Genomic DNA, 16,736 nt, shown 5'->3' on the forward strand with positions numbered 1-16,736 from the left:
CCCCGCCTCCCATGCCGCCCCTGTCTCCCCTTCCGCCCGAAACGCCCACGGCCCGCTCCCGCCCCGGCCGCTGGCGCACGCTGCTCGCCTGGGCGGCCGCCGTGGCCGTGGCGCTGCTGCTGATCGGCGCTGCGGGCCAGTGGGCCGCGGCCCGCGAGGCCAGCTTCCAGGCGGACTCGATCCGCCGCGCGATGGAAGTCCACGTGCTGGGCCTGCGCGATGCCGCCGGCAAGTACGGCTACCTGCCGCGCACCGCGGGCATGCACCCCGACGTCTTCGACGTGCTGGCCCATCCGCGCGACCCGGCGGCGCAGCAGCGCGCCAACCGCTACATCGAGGAAGTGAACCGCCACGCGGGCTCGGACGCGCTCTACCTGATCGACCTGCAGGGCCTCACGCTGGCGGCGAGCAACTGGGCCACGCCGCAGAGCTTCGTCGGCGAGTCCTACGCCAACCGGCCCTACTTCATCGACGCGCGCGCGGGCCGCAGCGGCCTCTTCTACGGCGTGGGCCAGACCACTGGCGAGCCCGGGCTCTTCATGTCGGCACCGGTGCGCTCCGAGGCCGGCGCCGTGCTGGGCGTGCTGACGGTCAAGATCAGCCTGCGCCAGCTCCAGGAGGCCTGGACCTTCGCGCGCGAACCGATCCTGCTGGCCGATGCGCGCGGCATCGTGTTCCTGAGCTCGGTGCCGGCCTGGATGTACCAGGCCACGCGGCCCCTCGCCGCCGCCGACCTGGTGGGCATGAAGCGCGACCAGCAGTACGGCGCCCGCACCGGCTTCTTGCCGCTGCCATGGACGGTGGAGCGCGAGGAGGGGCATCCGGGCTACCTCGTGCGCACCGAGATGGGCGGCAAGGCGCGCCGCTTCCTCGCACTCGACGAGCCGCTGGCCGACCTCGGCTGGACCTTGACCGTGATGGCCGACCACGCCGAGGTCACCCGCGCGCGCGAACGCGCCTGGATGCTCGGCCTGCTGTGCGCGGGCGTGCTGCTGCTGGGCGGGCTGTACTGGCAGCTGCGCGAGCGCCGCTTCGCCGAGCAGCGCGATGCGCGGCGCGACCTGGAGCGGCGGGTGCGCGAGCGCACGCACGCGCTGGACGAGGCCCACGCCTTCCGCAAGGCGATGGAAGATTCGCTGCTGGTGGGCATGCGCGCACGCGACCTCGAGGGACGCATCATCTACGTCAACCCCGCCTTCTGCGAGATGACCGGCTACGGCGCCGACGAACTGCTCGGGCGGCTGCCGCCCTACCCCTACTGGCATCCCGACGACGTGGCCCAGCACTGGCTGCACTACCAGGCCATGATGAGCGGGCAGCCCGCGCGCTCGGGTTTCGAGTCGCGCCTGCAGCACCGCGACGGGCACGAGGTGATCACCATGGTCTACACCGCGCCGCTCATCGATGCCGACGGCCGCCACAGCGGCTGGATGAGTTCGGTGGTGGACATCACCGAGCAGAAGCGCGCCGAGCTGCGCCAGCGCCAGAACGACGAGCAGCTGCAGCATGCGCAGCGCCTCGCCAGCCTGGGCGAGATGGCCTCCACGCTCGCCCACGAGCTGAACCAGCCGCTGATGGCGCTGAGCAATTTCGCGAGCGCCGCCAAGGCCTTCGCGGAACAGGGCAACCAGGCGCTGCTGGCCAGCAGCCTCGACGAGACCATGGCGCAGGCCCGGCGCAGCGCCGAGATCGTGCGGCGCATCCGCGGCTTCGTGCGCCAGCGCACCGTCGGCACCGAGGATTGCGCGGTGGCGTCGCTGGTCAGCAACGCGCTGGCGCTGCTGCAGGGCGAGATGCGGATGCGCCAGGCGCGCGCCGAGGTGCGCCTGCGGGCGGACCTGCCCGAGGTACGCGGCGACCGCGTGCTGCTGGAGCAGGTGCTGCTGAACCTGCTGTCCAACAGCCTGCACGCCATGCAGGCCGCGCCGCCGGAGCAGCGGCTGGTGGAAATCGACGCCGAGGTGAGCGAAGGCCGCATGCACATCCACGTGGCCGACCGCGGAGCGGGCATCGACGCAGCGCTGGTCGAACAGGTGTTCGCGCCCTTCTTCACCACCAAGGCCGGCGGGCTGGGGCTTGGGCTGAACATCTGCCGCACCATCGTCGAAGCCCACCGCGGCCGGCTGTCCTTTGCCAACCGGGCCGGCGGTGGCACAGTTTTCACCCTCGAACTGGAAATCTCGGCGCCATGACCGCCCTTGCCAACCACCTGTGCATCGTCGACGACGACGAGGCCGTGCGCCGCTCGCTGGGCCTTTTGCTGCTGTCGCGCGGCCATGCGGTGCAGGCCTTTGCCTCGGGCGAGGCCTTCCTGGCCGGCGCCGACCTGCAGCGCCCGGGCTGCGTCGTGCTGGACCTGCGCATGGAGGGGATGAGCGGACTGCAGGTGTTCGACGCGCTGCGTGCGCAGGACAGCCCGCTGGTCGTGATCTTCCTGTCCGGCCACGGCGACATCCCGATGGCGGTCGAGGCGGTGCAGAACGGCGCCTTCGGCTGGCTCGAGAAGCCCTGCAACGACGAGCGCCTGCTCGAGAGCATCGCCAAGGCCCTGCAGAAGGCCGAGGAGATCGCCGTGCGCCGGCAGGCCCGCCAGGCCGCCGAGGCCCTGTGGTCCAAGCTCACGCCGCGCGAGATGCAGGTGGCCCGGCTGGTCGCCCAGGGCCTGGCCAACAAGCGCATCGCGCAGGAGCTCGCGCCGCTGGAGCAGCGCACGGTGGAAACGCACCGCGCCCATGTGTTCGCCAAGCTCGGCCTGTCGAACAGCCACGAGCTCGACCGCTTCCTGCGCGAACACAGTTTGTAGCGCTTTCTAGGTATTTACCCTTGCGTACACGTACGTAGCGGCGCGGCGGGCGCCTACGGACGACAGCGCCGCCGCGGCGGCACAGACTCGCTGGCACGGCTTTCCGCGGCTCCGCGGGGGGCCCCAGCCAGAGACAAGGACCTCCGAATGACCGCCATTGCCAGCGCCACCGCCGGTGCCTCCAGCCCGGACGCGACCAGCGCCAACGTTCCCAACACCACGCCCTACACCTTCGAGGAAAAGCGCAAGCGCATCTTCGCCATCTTTGCCGCCTCGTCCGGCAACCTGGTGGAGTGGTTCGACTTCTACGTCTACGCCTTTTGCGCGATCTACTTCGCGCCCTCGTTCTTTCCCAAGTCGGACCCCACGGTCCAGCTGCTGAACACGGCGGGCGTTTTCGCCGCCGGCTTCCTGATGCGCCCGATCGGCGGCTGGCTGTTCGGCCGGCTGGCCGACCGCAAGGGCCGCAAGACCTCGATGGTGACATCGGTCGTCATGATGTGCGTGGGCTCGCTGGTCATCGCCTGCCTGCCCACCTATGCGCAGATCGGTGCCTGGGCACCCGCGCTGCTGCTGGCCGCGCGGCTGCTGCAGGGCCTGTCGGTCGGCGGCGAGTACGGCACCACCGCCACCTACATGAGCGAGGTGGCGATGCGCGGCCAGCGCGGCTTCTTCTCGTCGTTCCAGTACGTCACGCTCATCGGCGGCCAATTGCTGGCCGTGGTCGTCGTGGTGGTGCTGCAGCAGCTGCTCGACGAGGCCGAGCTCAAAGCCTGGGGCTGGCGCATTCCCTTCGTGCTGGGCGCCGTGGCGGCCATCGTGGCGCTGATGTTGCGCCGCACGCTGACCGAGACCGCCAGCACCCAGACCCGCGCCGCCAAGGGCGCCGGCAGCATCGCCGAGCTGTTCAAACACCACAAGCGCGCGTTCTTCGTGGTGCTGGGCTACACGGCCGGCGGCTCGCTGATCTTCTACACCTTCACCACCTACATGCAGAAGTACCTGGTGAACTCGGCCGGCATGTCGATCAAGACCGCCAGCAACGTGATGACCGCCTGCCTGTTCATCTACATGTGCATGCAGCCGCTGTTCGGCGCGCTGTCGGACCGCATCGGCCGGCGCAGCAACATGCTGCTGTTCGGCGCGCTGGGCGCACTGATGACGGTGCCGGTGCTGAGCAACCTGCAGAGCGTGGGCAGCCCTCTGATGGCCGGCGTGCTAATCACGCTGGCGCTGGCGGTGGTGAGCTTCTACACCTCGATCAGCGGCATCGTGAAGGCCGAGATGTTCCCGCCCGAAGTGCGCGCGCTGGGCGTGGGCCTGTCGTATGCCGTGGGCAATGCCATCTTCGGCGGCAGCGCCGAATACGTGGCGCTGGGCCTGAAGTCGATCGGCCACGAGTCCTACTTCTACTGGTACGTGACCGCGATGATGGGCGTGGCCTTCATGGTGAGCTTGCTGCTGCCGAAGCAGGCGAGCTATCTGCATCACGACAAGTAGCCAGGCAAGAGGCGCCCGGCCTCAGAAAAGGATCACCCACTCGCCGCGCAGGTACCGGTACTGGTAGCTGGGCCCCGAGAAGGTGGTGCTGCGGCTGTAGCCGGCGCCGAAGCGAAAGACCTGCGATCCCCTGACGGGGCTTTGCAGGTTCACATCCAGCAGTCGCGTCGGCTGCCGGAACTCGTGGTTGATCGTCTCGGTGCCGAGCCCGGCCGTGACCGCGAGGGTCCAGCCCGCAAAACGCTGCCGCCAGCCGACCGCCAGCATCGCCTCGCTGTAGTTCTTCGGATTGAAATAGGCCCTGTCCACGTCCTCGTGGCTGCTGCGGTAGGTTCGATAGCGCGCCTGCAGCGTCAGCCCCAGGTCGAGCGACGGCTGGTAAATCAGCCGCAGGCGGCCGTGGTCGCGCCGGTTGCCGTCGGAAAAATACTGCTGCGCCGCCAGCCCGACCAGGGTCACGTGGCTTCCAAGCCCCTGATCCACGGCCACCCCGACAAACGAAAAATCGATGCCGCGGTCCAGCGACTTCGGGGTCTCCACCCAGTCGCGCGTCACGAGGAACTCCACCGCCGTGCTCTTGGTGGGCGACAGGCGATAGCTGCCGTCGAGCGTGAGCAAGGTGTGCCCGCCCTGCTCGAACGCGCCGACCTCGATCGCGCCTCCGTCGGTGGTCTTCGTTTCGACCGAGCGGGCCAGGAACGAGATCTTCTTGCCGGCCCTTTGCCAGTGGTCCTGTTTGTACTGGTAGTCGCCGAGCCGGAACCCGAGGTAGCGGTCGGCATTTTCAAAGGCGGGAAAGAATTCCACCGACACCCGGCGCGACTGAAAATCATCGCTGTCGCTGGTGAGGAAGAATTCCGGGCCAAAGGCCATGCCGGCCGGTTTTTCGTTTGCTTTTTCTTCCTCCGCCCTGCAGGGAGCGATCAGCACCAGGCAACCCAGCGAAGCGGCGGCAAGATACCTCGGCAGCCCCGTCATTTGGTTCCCCAGGCCTTGGGCTTCCTGAACAGTTCGTCGAGGTAGCCGAGCACGCTGGCGGGCTGCAGGATCAGGCTGTACAGCAGCACGTAGACAAAGAAGCCCTGGACGTTCTTTCGCACCACCAAGCCGGTCTTCCGGAACATCCGGCGCTCGATCCGGAACATGAGCAGGCTCAATGCGAACGTGGCCGGTATCAATGCAAGGGTCATGATTCCCACGATCCAGTAGTGGCCGAAGAACGCGAGAATGATTCCGGGGATGAAGCCGATGGTGCATGCCAGGTCCAGCCACGGAAACAGCAGGTTCCAATAGATGAAGAAGGTCGACAACCGCGGCTTGACCAGGATCCCCGGGTGCTTGATGAAGGCTTCCGCCATGCCGCGCGCCCATCGCTGGCGCTGCTTGACCAATTGCTTGACGGTGGTGGGCACATTGGTGAACAGGCACGCGTCCTCGCAGTGGCCTACCCGGTAGCCGGCCTTGAGCAGGGCCCAGGTGAGCACGATGTCCTCGCCCACGCATTCGGGCCATCCGCCAACCTCGATCAGCGCGGCCCGGTCGTAGATGGAAAACGCACCCTGGGCCACCAGGGTGCCCTGGAACAGCGATTGCACGCGCTTGATGGCCGCAATGCCATGGAAGTAATCCCATTCCTGGCAGCGGGTGATCCAGTTCAGCCGCGAGTTGCGGACCAGGATTTTTCCTGCCACGGCCCGGGTATGGGGCGGGTCGGCGCGATAGCGCTCGACGATGCTGGCCAGCGCGCCGCGGTAAAGGAAGGAGTCCGCATCCACGGTGATGACCAGGTCGTGCGCCACCTCCTTGAACCCGATGTTCAGCGCGCGCGCCTTGCCGCCATTTTTTTCCAGGTCCAGGAAGGTCAGCCACGGGTAGCGCTCCCGGGCGCGCTGAACCACAAGAGACGTGCCATCCGCGGACCCGTCGTTGATCACGATCACCTGCAGTTCGCCCGGGTAATTCTGCCGATCGATGCTGACCAGTGTCTCCTCGATGGACGCCTCCTCGTTGTAGGCGGCAATCAGGATGGAGATCGGGGGATAGACGGCCAACGCGGGATGCGCCGGCCTCTTGTCCAGCAGCAGGCTGATGGCCAGGAATGCATTCATGAAACCCGGAACGACGGCAATGCCATACACCAGGAAAATGGCCAGGGCCATTCCCACCCGATTCGTCAGATCGGCCAGCCAGGGGCCCGCGGCCCATATCGAGAACCACATCCAGGCGCTGGCGCCAATCAACGCAATAACAAACTTGCCGGACACCGGCAGGTAAATCATTGGCTGCAGCGCCTTCTGGCCTTCTTCGTTCATGTCGCTCTCGAGTGTTCCAGCGAATGTAACCCTCGACAAACGACGTGAACAGTCTGGTTACATTCTTGGAGACTGTTAACAACACCGGGAGGCACTCCGCCTGACCCCTTCAGCCGTGAAGCCCGGGAATACCCTCTGGCTTCCTCGAAGTCTTCTTGCCTACATTGCTTGTATGCAAGAAAAGCGATCCTTGCATGCAAACACCGCCAAGACAACCCAGGAGACTTCCATGCCTCGCTTCGCCAAATCGCTCTTCGGCCAGGTCGTCATTGCCCTGGTGCTCGGCGTGCTCGCCGGCCTCTTCATGCCGGAGTTCGCCGTCAAGCTCAAGCCGCTCGGCGACGGCTTCATCAAGCTGATCAAGATGATCATCCCGGTGCTGGTGTTCTGCGTGGTGGTGCACGGCATCGCGGGCGCGGGCGACCTGAAGCGCGTGGGCCGGGTCGGCGTGAAGGCGCTGATCTACTTCGAGGTGCTCACCACCGTCGCGCTGGCCATGGGCCTGGTGCTGGCCTTCGTGTTCCAGCCCGGCGTGGGCATGAACGTGGATCCGGGCAAGCTCGACGCCACGGCCATGAGCGCCTACGCCTCCAACGCCGACAAGCTCACGAGCGGCGGCACGGTCGAGTTCCTGATGAAGCTGATCCCCACCACGGTGGTCAACGCCTTTGCCACCGGCGACGTGCTGCAGGTGCTGCTGTTCGCGGTGCTGTTCGGCTGCGCGCTGTCGCTGCTGGGCGAGCGCGGCAAGCCGGTGGCCACGGTGGTGGACGCGCTTTCGCTGGTGCTGTTCAAGATCATGGGCATCCTCATCAAGCTGGCGCCGCTCGGCGTGCTGGGCGCCATCGCCTTCACGGTGGGCAAGTACGGCATCGGTTCGCTCAAGCAGCTGGGCATGCTGGTCGCCCTGTTCTACGGCGCGGTGCTGGTGTTCGTGTTCGTGGTGCTCGGGCTGGTCATGCGCATGTCGGGCTTCAGCCTGTGGAAGCTGCTGCGCTACCTGCGCGAGGAGCTCGCCATCGTGTTTGCCACCACCTCGTCGGACAGCGTGCTGCCGCAGATCATGGCCAAGCTGCGCCGCATGGGCATCCGCGACTCGACGGTGGGCCTGGTGATTCCCACGGGCTATTCGTTCAACCTGGACGCCTTCTCGATCTACATCACGCTCGCGGCAGTGTTCATCGCGCAGGCCACCAACACGCCGATCTCGATGGCGGACCTGCTGACCATCCTTGCGATCGCGCTGGTCACCTCCAAGGGCGCGCACGGCGTGCCGGGCTCGGCGATCGTGGTGCTGGCCGCCACGCTGCACGCGATTCCCGCCATTCCGGCCATCGGCCTGGTGCTGGTGCTCTCGGTCGACTGGTTCATGGGCATTGCGCGCGCGCTGGGCAACCTGATCGGCAACTGCGTGGCCACGGTGGCCATCGCGGCCTGGGAAGGCGACATCGACCGCGAGCGCGCCCATGCGGTGCTCGACGGCTCCTACTCTCCCGACGACGAGCCGCTGGCCGAGGCCGACGTGCCTGCAGTCCCCGTGGGCGCGGGCGCCGCCAGCCGCTGAAAACGACCGATGGCCGCTGACGTCAACCCCACCTCCATCGCCGAGCGCGTGGTCGAGGCCATCCTGGCGCAAAAGCTCGCGCCGGGCGAGCGGCTCGGCGAGCAGGCGCTGGCCGAAAACTTCGCGGTGAGCCGGACCATGGTGCGCGAGGCGCTCATGCAGCTGCAGGCGCGCGGCTTCGTCGAGGTGCAGTCGCGCCGCGGCTGGTACGTGGTGGAGCCCTCGGCCGAGGAAGCGCGCGACGCCTTTTCGGCGCGGCGCATCGTCGAGGCGGGCATCCTGGCCGAAAGCGAAGGCCGGCCGCTGCAGAAGGCCATCCGCAAGCTGCGCGACCACATCGCCGACGAGCAGCGCGCCATCGAGGGCGCCGACGCGGCCACGCGCGCCTTCCTGCTGGCCGATTTCCACGTCTGCCTGGCCGAGCAGATGGGCCACCAATTGCTGGTCGACGTGTTGCGCGACCTCACGGCCCGCACCACGCTGGCCGCCACGCTCTACCAGTCGAGGCACGAGGCCGGGCAGTCCTGCGCGGAGCACGGCGCCATCGTGGCCGCGCTGGAGGCCGGCGACACGGCCAGGGCGCGCCAGCTGATGATCGAGCACATCGGCAACGTGGAGCGCTCGCTCGAGGTCGAAACCTCGGCCGGGCCCGACGCGCCCGCCCGGCTGCGCGCCACGCTGGCGCCGGTGGCGCTGCCGCGCGCCAGGCGCTGACGCGCCGGCGCCCCGGGGCGCTTCCGCACGAAGGGGTGCCCACCGACACGGCGGTGCATTCAGGCTCGGCTACAGTCCGAATCACCTATGAATTCACCCCAACTCCAGCGCGGCGTGTTCCTCGCCCTGCTCGCCGCCGTCACGGTCGCCTTCCTCTGGGTGCTGATGCCGTTCTTCGGCGCGGTGCTGTGGGGCGTGGCCCTGGCCATCCTGTTCACGCCGCTCTACAAGCGGCTGCTGAAGAAAATGCCGGGCTGGCACAACGCCGCGGCGCTCTCGACGCTGGCCATCTGCCTCTTCATCGTGATTCTTCCGCTGGCCATGGTCGGGGTGTCGCTGGTGCAGGAAATCGTGCAGGTCACGCAGAGCATCCGTTCGGGGCAGATCAATTTCGCGGCCTACTTCCAGCAGATCCTCAACGCCGTGCCGCAATGGCTGCTGAACCTGTTCGACCGCTTCAACCTCGGCGACATGGAGGCCTGGCAGGCCCGCATCTCCGCGGGCGCGGCACAGGGCAGCCAGCTCATCGCCGGCCAGGCGCTGACCATCGGCCAGAACACCTTCGACTTCGTCATCAGCTTCTTCGTGATGCTGTACCTGCTCTATTTCCTGGTGCGCGACGGCGCAGCGCTTTCCAAATCGATGCGCGAGGCCGTGCCGCTTGCCAGGCCGCACACGCACTATCTGCTCAACAAGTTCACCACCGTGATCCGCGCCACCGTCAAGGGCAACGTGGCGGTGGCGATTGCGCAGGGCGCGATCGGCGGGCTGGCCTTCTGGCTGCTGGGCGTGCAGGGCGCGCTGCTGTGGGCCGTGCTGATGGCTTTTCTCTCGCTGCTGCCCGCGGTGGGCGCGGCGCTCATCTGGGGGCCGGTGGCCATCTATTTCCTTGCCACCGGCCATTTCTGGCAGGGCGGCATCCTGATCTTCGTGGGCGTGTTCGTGATCGGGCTGGTCGACAACATCCTGCGCCCCGTGCTGGTGGGCAAGGACACGCAGATGCCCGACTACATCGTGCTGATGTCGACCATCGGCGGCATGGCGATCTTCGGCATCAACGGCTTCGTGATCGGTCCGGTGATCGCGGCGCTGTTCATGGCGGCGTGGAGCCTGTTCGCGGAGTCGGGCCAGCTGGAGACCAGCCCCGGCGAGGACAAGAAGGGCCACTGAAGCCCGGTGGGCTCGCGGCCGCGGGCCCGCGAGGCCGCGGAAGCAGGCGCGCCCTGCGCCGGCCGGGCGCATTTCGCGCGGACGTTGGCGCGCTTCGTCGCATGGCGCTGGGAGGCGCGCGGCGCTTGAGGGATCGTCGGGGCCTCCAACTTCCGACGAGGCTCTCCATGAACTTTCCTTTGCCCCGAGCGGGCCTGTGCGCCCTGTGCAGCGTCGCGCTGCTCTCCCCGCTGGCCGCGCTCGCGGCCGACCTGAGCGTGACCGTGGCCGACGGCCCGGCTAACGGCGCCACGCTGTACGTCGCGCTGTACAACGACGCCGCGAGCTATGCCGACAGTAAGGCCGTGGCCTCGCAGACCGCGCCGATGCAAGGCGGCAAGGCCCGGCTCGTGTTCGCGGGACTGGCGCCGGGGCGGTATGCGCTGCGAGCCTTTGCCGACGAGAACGGCAACGGCAGGCTCGACGCCAACCTCTTGGGCATGCCGACCGAGCGCTATGGCTTCTCGAACGACGCGAAGGGCAACCGCGCCGCGCCGGCCTTCGAAGCCGCGGCGATCAGCGTGGATGCCGACCTGCAGACCGTCATTCACCTGCGCTGAGGAGCAAGACGCCATGGAACGACGCGAACTCCTGCGCCTGCTGGCCTCGGCCGGCGCCCTGCCCCTGTTGGCACCGCTGGCCCGCGCCGCCGGCACTGCCGACGACTGGCAAGCCCGGTTCGAAGCCGCCGGTGCGCCCTGGAAGACCGGCTTCGCCACGCCCCCGGACGACCTGCCGCTGACCCGCGCCATGGTGCGCGGGCGCTTTCCCGATGCCGTGGCCGGCACGCTGTTTCGCATCGGCCCGGCCGGCCACGACCTGGGCGGCGAGCGCTACCACCACTGGTTCGACGGCGACGGCATGGTGCACCGCTTCGTGATCGACGGGACCGACGTGCGGCACCAGGGCCGCTATGTCGCCACGCCCAAGCGCGTGGCCGAGGTGCGGGCCGGCCGCCGCCTGTTCGAGGCCTTCGGCACCATGCCGCCGGGCGTCGAGCCGCCGACCTCGGCCGACAGCATCAACGTCGCCAACACCAGCGTGCTGCCGATGCAGGGCGAGGTGCTGGCGCTGTGGGAAGGCGGCTCGGCCACGCGCGTCGACGCGCGCACGCTCGACACGCTGGGCGTGAAGACCTGGCGGTCCGACCTCGCGGGCATGCCGTTCTCGGCCCATCCCAAGGTCGATCCGGACGGTACGGTGTGGAACTTTGGCGTGAGCTCCGGCCAGGGCCTGCTGGCGCTGTACGAGATTGCGCCCGAAGGCGCGCTGCGGCGCGCAGCCGTGGTGCCGGTGGCCGACATGCCGATGGTCCATGACTTCGCCGTGACCGGGCGGCACCTGGTGTTCCTGATGCCGCCGCTGGTCTACGACGGCAAGCGCAAGGAGGCGGGTGCGAGCTTTCTCGACGCCCATGTCTGGCGGCCCGAACTCGGCATGCGCGCCCTGGTGGTCGACAAGCAGGACTGGGAGCGGCGCCAGCTGCTCACGCTGCCGGCCGGCTTCCTGTTCCACGTCGGCAATGCATGGGAGGAAGACACACCGCGCGGCACCCTCGTCCACATCGACTACGTGCGTTCGGACAACGCCGATTCGGTGTTCACGACCAACCGCGAAGTGATGCGCGCACGCCGCGTGAAGAGCACCGACCCGCGCCTGACCGTCGCCACGCTGAATCTCGGCACCGGGAAGGCCACGCAGCAGGCGCTGGCGCAGGAAGCCGAGTTTCCGCGCATCGACCCGCGGCGCGTTGGCTTGCGCCACCGCCATGTGGTTCATGCCACGCAGACGCGCCCCGACGTGCCGGGCTTCGGCGCGATTGCGCGCACCGATGTCGAAAGCGGCCGCAGCCAGCGCTTCAGCTACGGCGCCCAGGCCATGGTGGAAGAGCATGTCTTCGTGCCGGACGGTACCAAGCCGGGCTGGGTGCTGGGCACGGTGCTCGATTTCGGCCGGCGGAAAACCGTGCTGTCGTGCTTCGCGGCCGACCACCTGGCGGCGGGACCGGTGGCACAAGCCACCCTGCCCTACGCCCTGCCGCTGGGCCTGCACGGCGCCTTCGTGCCGGCCTGAAGCAGGCGTGAGCGCGCTCAGCCGCCCCACCAGCCTTCGGCAAAGCGCCCCTGCAGGAAGGCGACGAAGCCCGACACCTTGCCCGGCACCAGCTTGGGCGAGGGGAAGACGGCGTGGATCTCCTGCTCGGGCAGCTTATGGTCGCCGAGCACTTCGAGCACCTTGCCCGAGGCCAGCGATTCGCTCGCCACGTAGCGCGGCATGAGCGCAATGCCCAGTCCGTCGCGCGCCGCGGCCAGCACCGCGGAAAGGTTGTTGGAGCGAAAACGCCCCGAGACCGGCACCGTCACCGGATCGCCCTTGGGCGTGTGCATGCGCCAGAACTCGTCGCCCACCACGCTGCTGTAGATGAGCGCCACGTGCGCGCTCAGGTCCTGCGCGCGCCGGGGCGTGCCGTGCTTCTTCAGGTAGCCCGGCGCCGCGACCATGGCCCAGGGGTTGGTACCGAGGTAGCGCGCGCCCAGCGAGGAATCGGCCAGCTTGCCCATGCGGATGGCCACGTCGATGCCCTGCGCGATCAGGTCGACGTAGCGGTCCTCGAAGCTCAGGTCGAGCTGCACCTGCGGGTGCCGGCGCATGTATTCGAGCGTCAGCGGCACCACCACGCGGCGGCCGAAGGCCACCGAGGTGCCGATGCGCAGCAGCCCCTGCGCCTGGTTCTGGCGCAGCTGCACGATGCTCTCGGCCTCCTCGGCCTCGCGCACGATGTTCTTGCACTTCTCGTAGTAGAGCGCGCCCGGCTCCGTGAGGCTCACGCCGCGCGTGTTGCGGTTGAGCAGCCGCACCTTCAGCCGCGCCTCGGTGGCCGCGACCTGCTTGGTCACGGTGGGCTGCGTGGTGTGGAATTCGAGCGCCGCCTTCGAGAAGCTGCCGGTCTCGACCACGCGCACGAACATCTCCATTGCCAACAATCTGTCCATGGCCGGCATCGTAATCACTTATTCCAGCTTGGAATAGGTTTTATGGTCCGCAGCCGTCTTCTTCGAATGGTCTCCCCTTCCTACAGTGGACCTCACTCAAGGAGACAGTCCCATGGCAAAAATGAAAGCGGTCCAGGCCGCCGTGCTGGTGATGGAAAAAGAAGGCGTGACGCAGGCCTTCGGCGTGCCCGGCGCGGCCATCAATCCGATGTATTCCGCGCTGCGCCAGCGCGGCACCATCTCGCACATCCTCGCGCGCCACGTCGAGGGCGCCTCGCACATGGCCGAGGGCTACACCCGCGCCGTGGCCGGCAACATCGGCGTGTGCATCGGCACCTCGGGGCCCGCGGGCACCGACATGATCACGGGCCTCTATTCGGCCTGGGCCGATTCGATCCCGATCCTCTGCATCACCGGCCAGGCGCCGCGCGCGCGGCTCTACAAGGAAGACTTCCAGGCGGTCGACATCGAGTCGATCTCCAAGCCGGTCACCAAGTGGTCGGTCACGGTGCGCGAGCCCGGCCAGGTGCCGCAGGTGTTCCAGCAGGCCTTCCACCTGATGCGCTCGGGCCGCCCGGGCCCGGTGCTGGTCGACCTGCCCTTCGACGTGCAGATGGCCGAGATCGAATTCGACATCGACGCCTACCAGCCGCTCACTCCCTACAAGCCCGCCGCCACGCGGGCCCAGATCGAGAAGGCCATCGGCATGCTCCAGGCCGCCGAGCGCCCGCTGATCGTGGCCGGCGGCGGCGTCATCAATGCCGATGCGTCCGACCTGCTCGTGCGCTTTGCCGAGGCCACCGGCGTGCCGGTGATCCCCACGCTGATGGGCTGGGGCGCGATCCCTGACGACCATCCGCTGATGGCCGGCATGTGCGGCCTGCAGACCAGCCACCGCTACGGCAACGCGACGATGCTCGCGAGCGACTTCGTGCTGGGCATCGGCAACCGCTGGGCCAACCGCCACACGGGCTCGGTCGAGGTCTACACCAAGGGCCGCAAATTCGTGCACGTGGACATCGAGCCCACGCAGATCGGCCGCGTGTTCACGCCCGACTTCGGCATCGTGTCCGACGCCAAGGCCGCGCTGGAGCAGTTCGTGGCCGTGGCCGAGGAAATGAAGGCCGCCGGCAAGCTGCGCGACCGCCGCGCGTGGGCCAAATCGTGCATCGAGCGCAAGAAGACCATGCTGCGCAAGACCAACTTCGACGATGTGCCGATGAAGCCGCAGCGCGTGTACCAGTGCATGAACAACAACTTCAGCAACGACACCTGCTACGTGAGCACCATCGGCCTCTCGCAGATTGCGGCCGCGCAGTTCCTGCACGTGTACAACCCGCGCCACTGGATCAACTGCGGCCAGGCCGGCCCGCTGGGCTGGACCATCCCGGCCGCGCTGGGCGTGCGCGCCGCGGACCCGGCGCGCAAGATCGTCGCGCTCTCGGGCGACTACGACTTCCAGTTCATGATCGAGGAGCTGGCCGTGGGTGCGCAGTTCAAGCTGCCGTACATCCACATCGTGGTCAACAACTCCTACCTCGGCCTGATCCGCCAGGCGCAGCGCGGCTTCGAGATGGACTACTGCGTGCAGCTCGCGTTCGACAACATCAACGCGGGGCCCGATGCGGGCATCGAAAGCAGCTACGGCGTGGACCACCTGAAAGTGGTCGAGGGCCTGGGCTGCAAGGCGATCCGCGTGAACAAGCAGGAAGAGATCGCACCGGCGATCCAGCGCGCCGAAGCACTGATGGCCGAGTTCAGCGTGCCGGTCGTGATCGAGGTCATGCTGGAGCGCGTGACCAACATCGCGATGGGCACCGAGATCGACAACATCACCGAGTTCGAGCCGCTGGCCGAGCACCCGGCCGATGCACCCACGGCCGTCGCGGCCGAGATGCTGGACTGAGCAAGGAGAAGCACACATGCCCAAGTTCGCAGCCAACCTCACGATGCTCTTCACCGAGCTGCCGTTCATGCAGCGCTTCGAGGCCGCCGCCAAGGCCGGCTTCGAGGCGGTGGAATACCTGTTCCCCTACCCCTTCGAAAAGAAGGAGCTCGCGGCCGCGCTGCGCGCCAACGGCTTGCAGCAGGTGCTGCACAACCTGCCGGCCGGCGACTGGGACAAGGGCGAGCGCGGCATCGCCTGCCATCCGGATCGCACCGGCGAGTTCCGCGAAGGCATCGCGATGGCCATCGACTACGCCACGGCGCTCGGCTGCCCGCAGCTCAACTGCCTGGTCGGCAAGCTGCCGGCGGGCGTGGGCACCGAGGCGGCGCACAAGACCGTGGTCGAGAACCTGCGCCTTGCCGCCGGCGAGCTCGAGGCGGCCGGCCTGCGCCTCTTGATCGAGCCGATCAACACCTTCGACATCCCGGGCTTCTTCCTGACGCGCACCGACCAGGCACTGGCGCTGATCGACGAGGTGGGCTCTTCCAACCTGCGGGTGCAGTACGACATCTACCACGCGCAGCGCATGGAAGGCGAACTGGGCAACACGCTGTCGAAGCACCTTGCGCAGATCGGCCACATCCAGCTGGCCGACAACCCCGGGCGCGGCGAACCTGGCACGGGCGAGATCAACTACCCGTGGCTCTTCAGGCACATCGATGCGATCGGCTACGACGGCTGGATCGGCTGTGAATACAAGCCGCGCACCGACACCGTGAACGGCCTCGGCTGGCGCAAGGCGCTCACGCAATAAAGACAACTTCAAACCGGAAACAGAGACATGTCGCAATCGCAAAAAATCGGATTCATCGGCCTCGGCATCATGGGCGCGCCCATGGCGGGGCACCTGCTCGACGCCGGGCACCAGCTCTTCGTGAACACCCAGGGCAACACGCCCGAGCCCTTCATATCGAAGGCCACCATCTGCGCCTCGGCGGCCGAGGTGGCGCGCCAGGCCGACGTGATCTTCATCATGGTGCCCGACACGCCCGACGTGGAGAAGGTGCTGTTCGGCGAGCCCGGCACGCAGGGCGTGGCCGAAGGGCTGAAGGATTCGCGCGGCAAGATCGTGGTGGACTGCAGCTCCATCGATCCGATAGCCACCAAGGGCTTCGCCAAGCGCATCATCGCGCTCGGCTGCGGCTACATCGACGCGCCGGTCTCGGGCGGCGAGGTGGGCGCCAAGGCCGCGAGCCTCACCATCATGTGCGGCGGCGACGAAGGCACCTTCGGCCAGGTGCGGCCGCTGCTCGAGAAGATGGGCAAGAACGTCACGCTGGTGGGCAACGTGGGCGACGGACAGGTCTGCAAGGTGGCCAACCAGATCATCGTGGCGCTCAACATCGCGGCCGTGGGCGAGGCGCTGCTGTTCGCGTCCAAGGCCGGTGCCGATCCGGCCAAGGTGCGCCAGGCGCTGATGGGCGGCTTCGCGAGCTCGCGCATCCTCGAGGTGCATGGCGAACGCATGATCAAGCGCACCTTCGCGCCGGGCTTCCGCATCTCGCTGCACCAGAAGGACCTGAACCTCGCGCTGCAGAGCGCGCGTTCGCTGGGCATGGCGCTGCCGCAGACCGCGGGCGCGGCGCAGCTCATGAACGCCTGCGCCGCACTGGGCCATGGCCAGCAGGACCACTCGGCGCTGGTGCGCGCGCTCGAGGCGCTGGCGCAGCACACGGTCGCCCCTGACTGAAGC

General features: G+C 67.9%; 14 protein-coding genes. 11 read left to right on the top strand and 3 right to left on the bottom strand.

Annotation, left to right across the window (positions count from 1 at the left end; genetic code table 11):
- The first annotated feature begins 11 nt into the window (after nt 1-11).
- From FB547_RS20395 to FB547_RS20405, 3 genes are all read left to right on the top strand, one after another.
- Nucleotides 12-2,192 (top strand): PAS domain S-box protein, encoded by a 2,181-nt coding sequence (locus FB547_RS20395; protein WP_145745391.1) that lies wholly within the window; start codon nt 12-14, stop codon nt 2,190-2,192.
- Nucleotides 2,189-2,803 carry a response regulator transcription factor gene (locus FB547_RS20400; protein ID WP_145745392.1) on the top strand — a complete coding sequence of 205 codons (615 nt, stop codon included), beginning with the start codon at nt 2,189-2,191 and terminating at the stop codon, nt 2,801-2,803. Before FB547_RS20395 ends, FB547_RS20400 begins: the two co-directional genes overlap by 4 nt.
- A 147-nt stretch (nt 2,804-2,950) precedes the next feature.
- Entirely contained in the window at nt 2,951-4,303 is a 1,353-nt protein-coding gene (locus FB547_RS20405) for an MFS family transporter (protein ID WP_145745394.1), read from the top strand.
- A 21-nt stretch (nt 4,304-4,324) separates the two neighbouring features.
- Here the strand turns inward: FB547_RS20405 and FB547_RS20410 are convergent, their stop codons facing one another.
- Both FB547_RS20410 and FB547_RS20415 read right to left on the bottom strand, forming a co-directional pair.
- Nucleotides 4,325-5,281 carry a hypothetical protein gene (locus FB547_RS20410; RefSeq protein WP_145745396.1) on the bottom strand — a complete coding sequence of 319 codons (957 nt, stop codon included), beginning with the start codon at nt 5,279-5,281 and terminating at the stop codon, nt 4,325-4,327.
- Complete coding sequence (locus FB547_RS20415; protein WP_145745398.1) at nt 5,278-6,615, bottom strand: glycosyltransferase; 1,338 nt, start codon at nt 6,613-6,615, stop codon at nt 5,278-5,280. The genes FB547_RS20410 and FB547_RS20415 overlap by 4 nt, the downstream gene beginning before the upstream one ends.
- A 229-nt stretch (nt 6,616-6,844) precedes the next feature.
- Here FB547_RS20415 and FB547_RS20420 point away from each other — a divergent pair, with 229 nt between their 5' ends.
- From FB547_RS20420 to FB547_RS20440, 5 genes are all read left to right on the top strand, one after another.
- Nucleotides 6,845-8,179 carry a C4-dicarboxylate transporter DctA gene (locus tag FB547_RS20420; protein WP_145745400.1) on the top strand — a complete coding sequence of 445 codons (1,335 nt, stop codon included), beginning with the start codon at nt 6,845-6,847 and terminating at the stop codon, nt 8,177-8,179.
- A gap of 9 nt (nt 8,180-8,188) precedes the next feature.
- Nucleotides 8,189-8,893: a GntR family transcriptional regulator gene (locus FB547_RS20425; protein WP_145745402.1), complete on the top strand. Its 705-nt coding sequence runs from the start codon at nt 8,189-8,191 to the stop codon at nt 8,891-8,893.
- An 87-nt stretch (nt 8,894-8,980) separates the two neighbouring features.
- Nucleotides 8,981-10,063: an AI-2E family transporter gene (locus tag FB547_RS20430; RefSeq protein WP_145745404.1), complete on the top strand. Its 1,083-nt coding sequence runs from the start codon at nt 8,981-8,983 to the stop codon at nt 10,061-10,063.
- Nucleotides 10,064-10,230: 167 nt separating this feature from the next.
- Entirely contained in the window at nt 10,231-10,662 is a 432-nt protein-coding gene (locus FB547_RS20435) for a DUF2141 domain-containing protein (RefSeq protein WP_145745406.1), read from the top strand.
- A gap of 13 nt (nt 10,663-10,675) precedes the next feature.
- Nucleotides 10,676-12,175 (top strand): carotenoid oxygenase family protein, encoded by a 1,500-nt coding sequence (locus tag FB547_RS20440; RefSeq protein ID WP_145745408.1) that lies wholly within the window; start codon nt 10,676-10,678, stop codon nt 12,173-12,175.
- Between the two features lie 17 nt (nt 12,176-12,192).
- Here FB547_RS20440 and FB547_RS20445 read toward each other — a convergent pair whose 3' ends face one another.
- Nucleotides 12,193-13,095: a LysR family transcriptional regulator gene (locus FB547_RS20445; protein WP_145745410.1), complete on the bottom strand. Its 903-nt coding sequence runs from the start codon at nt 13,093-13,095 to the stop codon at nt 12,193-12,195.
- 112 nt (nt 13,096-13,207) lie between these two features.
- On the opposite strand from FB547_RS20445, the gene gcl reads away from it, so the two are divergent.
- The 3 genes from gcl to FB547_RS20460 are packed head-to-tail and all read left to right on the top strand — an operon-like array spanning nt 13,208 to nt 16,733.
- A complete protein-coding gene (gene gcl, locus FB547_RS20450; protein WP_145745412.1) occupies nt 13,208-15,001 on the top strand; it encodes a glyoxylate carboligase in 1,794 nt (597 codons plus the stop codon).
- Between the two features lie 16 nt (nt 15,002-15,017).
- Complete coding sequence (gene hyi, locus FB547_RS20455) at nt 15,018-15,797, top strand: hydroxypyruvate isomerase (protein WP_145745414.1); 780 nt, start codon at nt 15,018-15,020, stop codon at nt 15,795-15,797.
- Between the two features lie 27 nt (nt 15,798-15,824).
- On the top strand, nt 15,825-16,733 hold the full coding sequence (locus FB547_RS20460) for a 2-hydroxy-3-oxopropionate reductase (RefSeq protein WP_145745416.1): 909 nt from the start codon (nt 15,825-15,827) through the stop codon (nt 16,731-16,733).
- Nucleotides 16,734-16,736 lie beyond the last annotated feature (3 nt).

The sequence above is a fragment of the Variovorax beijingensis genome (assembly GCF_007828835.1).
In the GTDB taxonomy this organism is placed as follows: Bacteria; Pseudomonadota; Gammaproteobacteria; order Burkholderiales; family Burkholderiaceae_C; genus Variovorax; species Variovorax beijingensis_A.

Excerpts from the sequence above, each read along its gene's own strand:
- FB547_RS20405 (WP_145745394.1), top strand. The coding sequence starts at position 2,951 with ATGACCGCCATTGCCAGCGCCACCGCCGGTGCCTCCAGCCCGGACGCG.
- FB547_RS20435 (WP_145745406.1), top strand. The coding sequence starts at position 10,231 with ATGAACTTTCCTTTGCCCCGAGCGGGCCTGTGCGCCCTGTGCAGCGTC.
- FB547_RS20460 (WP_145745416.1), top strand. The coding sequence starts at position 15,825 with ATGTCGCAATCGCAAAAAATCGGATTCATCGGCCTCGGCATCATGGGC.
- FB547_RS20400 (WP_145745392.1), top strand. The coding sequence starts at position 2,189 with ATGACCGCCCTTGCCAACCACCTGTGCATCGTCGACGACGACGAGGCC.
- gcl (WP_145745412.1), top strand. The coding sequence starts at position 13,208 with ATGGCAAAAATGAAAGCGGTCCAGGCCGCCGTGCTGGTGATGGAAAAA.
- hyi (WP_145745414.1), top strand. The coding sequence starts at position 15,018 with ATGCCCAAGTTCGCAGCCAACCTCACGATGCTCTTCACCGAGCTGCCG.
- FB547_RS20440 (WP_145745408.1), top strand. The coding sequence starts at position 10,676 with ATGGAACGACGCGAACTCCTGCGCCTGCTGGCCTCGGCCGGCGCCCTG.
- FB547_RS20430 (WP_145745404.1), top strand. The coding sequence starts at position 8,981 with ATGAATTCACCCCAACTCCAGCGCGGCGTGTTCCTCGCCCTGCTCGCC.
- FB547_RS20420 (WP_145745400.1), top strand. The coding sequence starts at position 6,845 with ATGCCTCGCTTCGCCAAATCGCTCTTCGGCCAGGTCGTCATTGCCCTG.
- FB547_RS20425 (WP_145745402.1), top strand. The coding sequence starts at position 8,189 with ATGGCCGCTGACGTCAACCCCACCTCCATCGCCGAGCGCGTGGTCGAG.
- FB547_RS20445 (WP_145745410.1), bottom strand. The coding sequence starts at position 13,095 with ATGGACAGATTGTTGGCAATGGAGATGTTCGTGCGCGTGGTCGAGACC.
- FB547_RS20395 (WP_145745391.1), top strand. The coding sequence starts at position 12 with ATGCCGCCCCTGTCTCCCCTTCCGCCCGAAACGCCCACGGCCCGCTCC.
- FB547_RS20415 (WP_145745398.1), bottom strand. The coding sequence starts at position 6,615 with ATGAACGAAGAAGGCCAGAAGGCGCTGCAGCCAATGATTTACCTGCCG.
- FB547_RS20410 (WP_145745396.1), bottom strand. The coding sequence starts at position 5,281 with ATGACGGGGCTGCCGAGGTATCTTGCCGCCGCTTCGCTGGGTTGCCTG.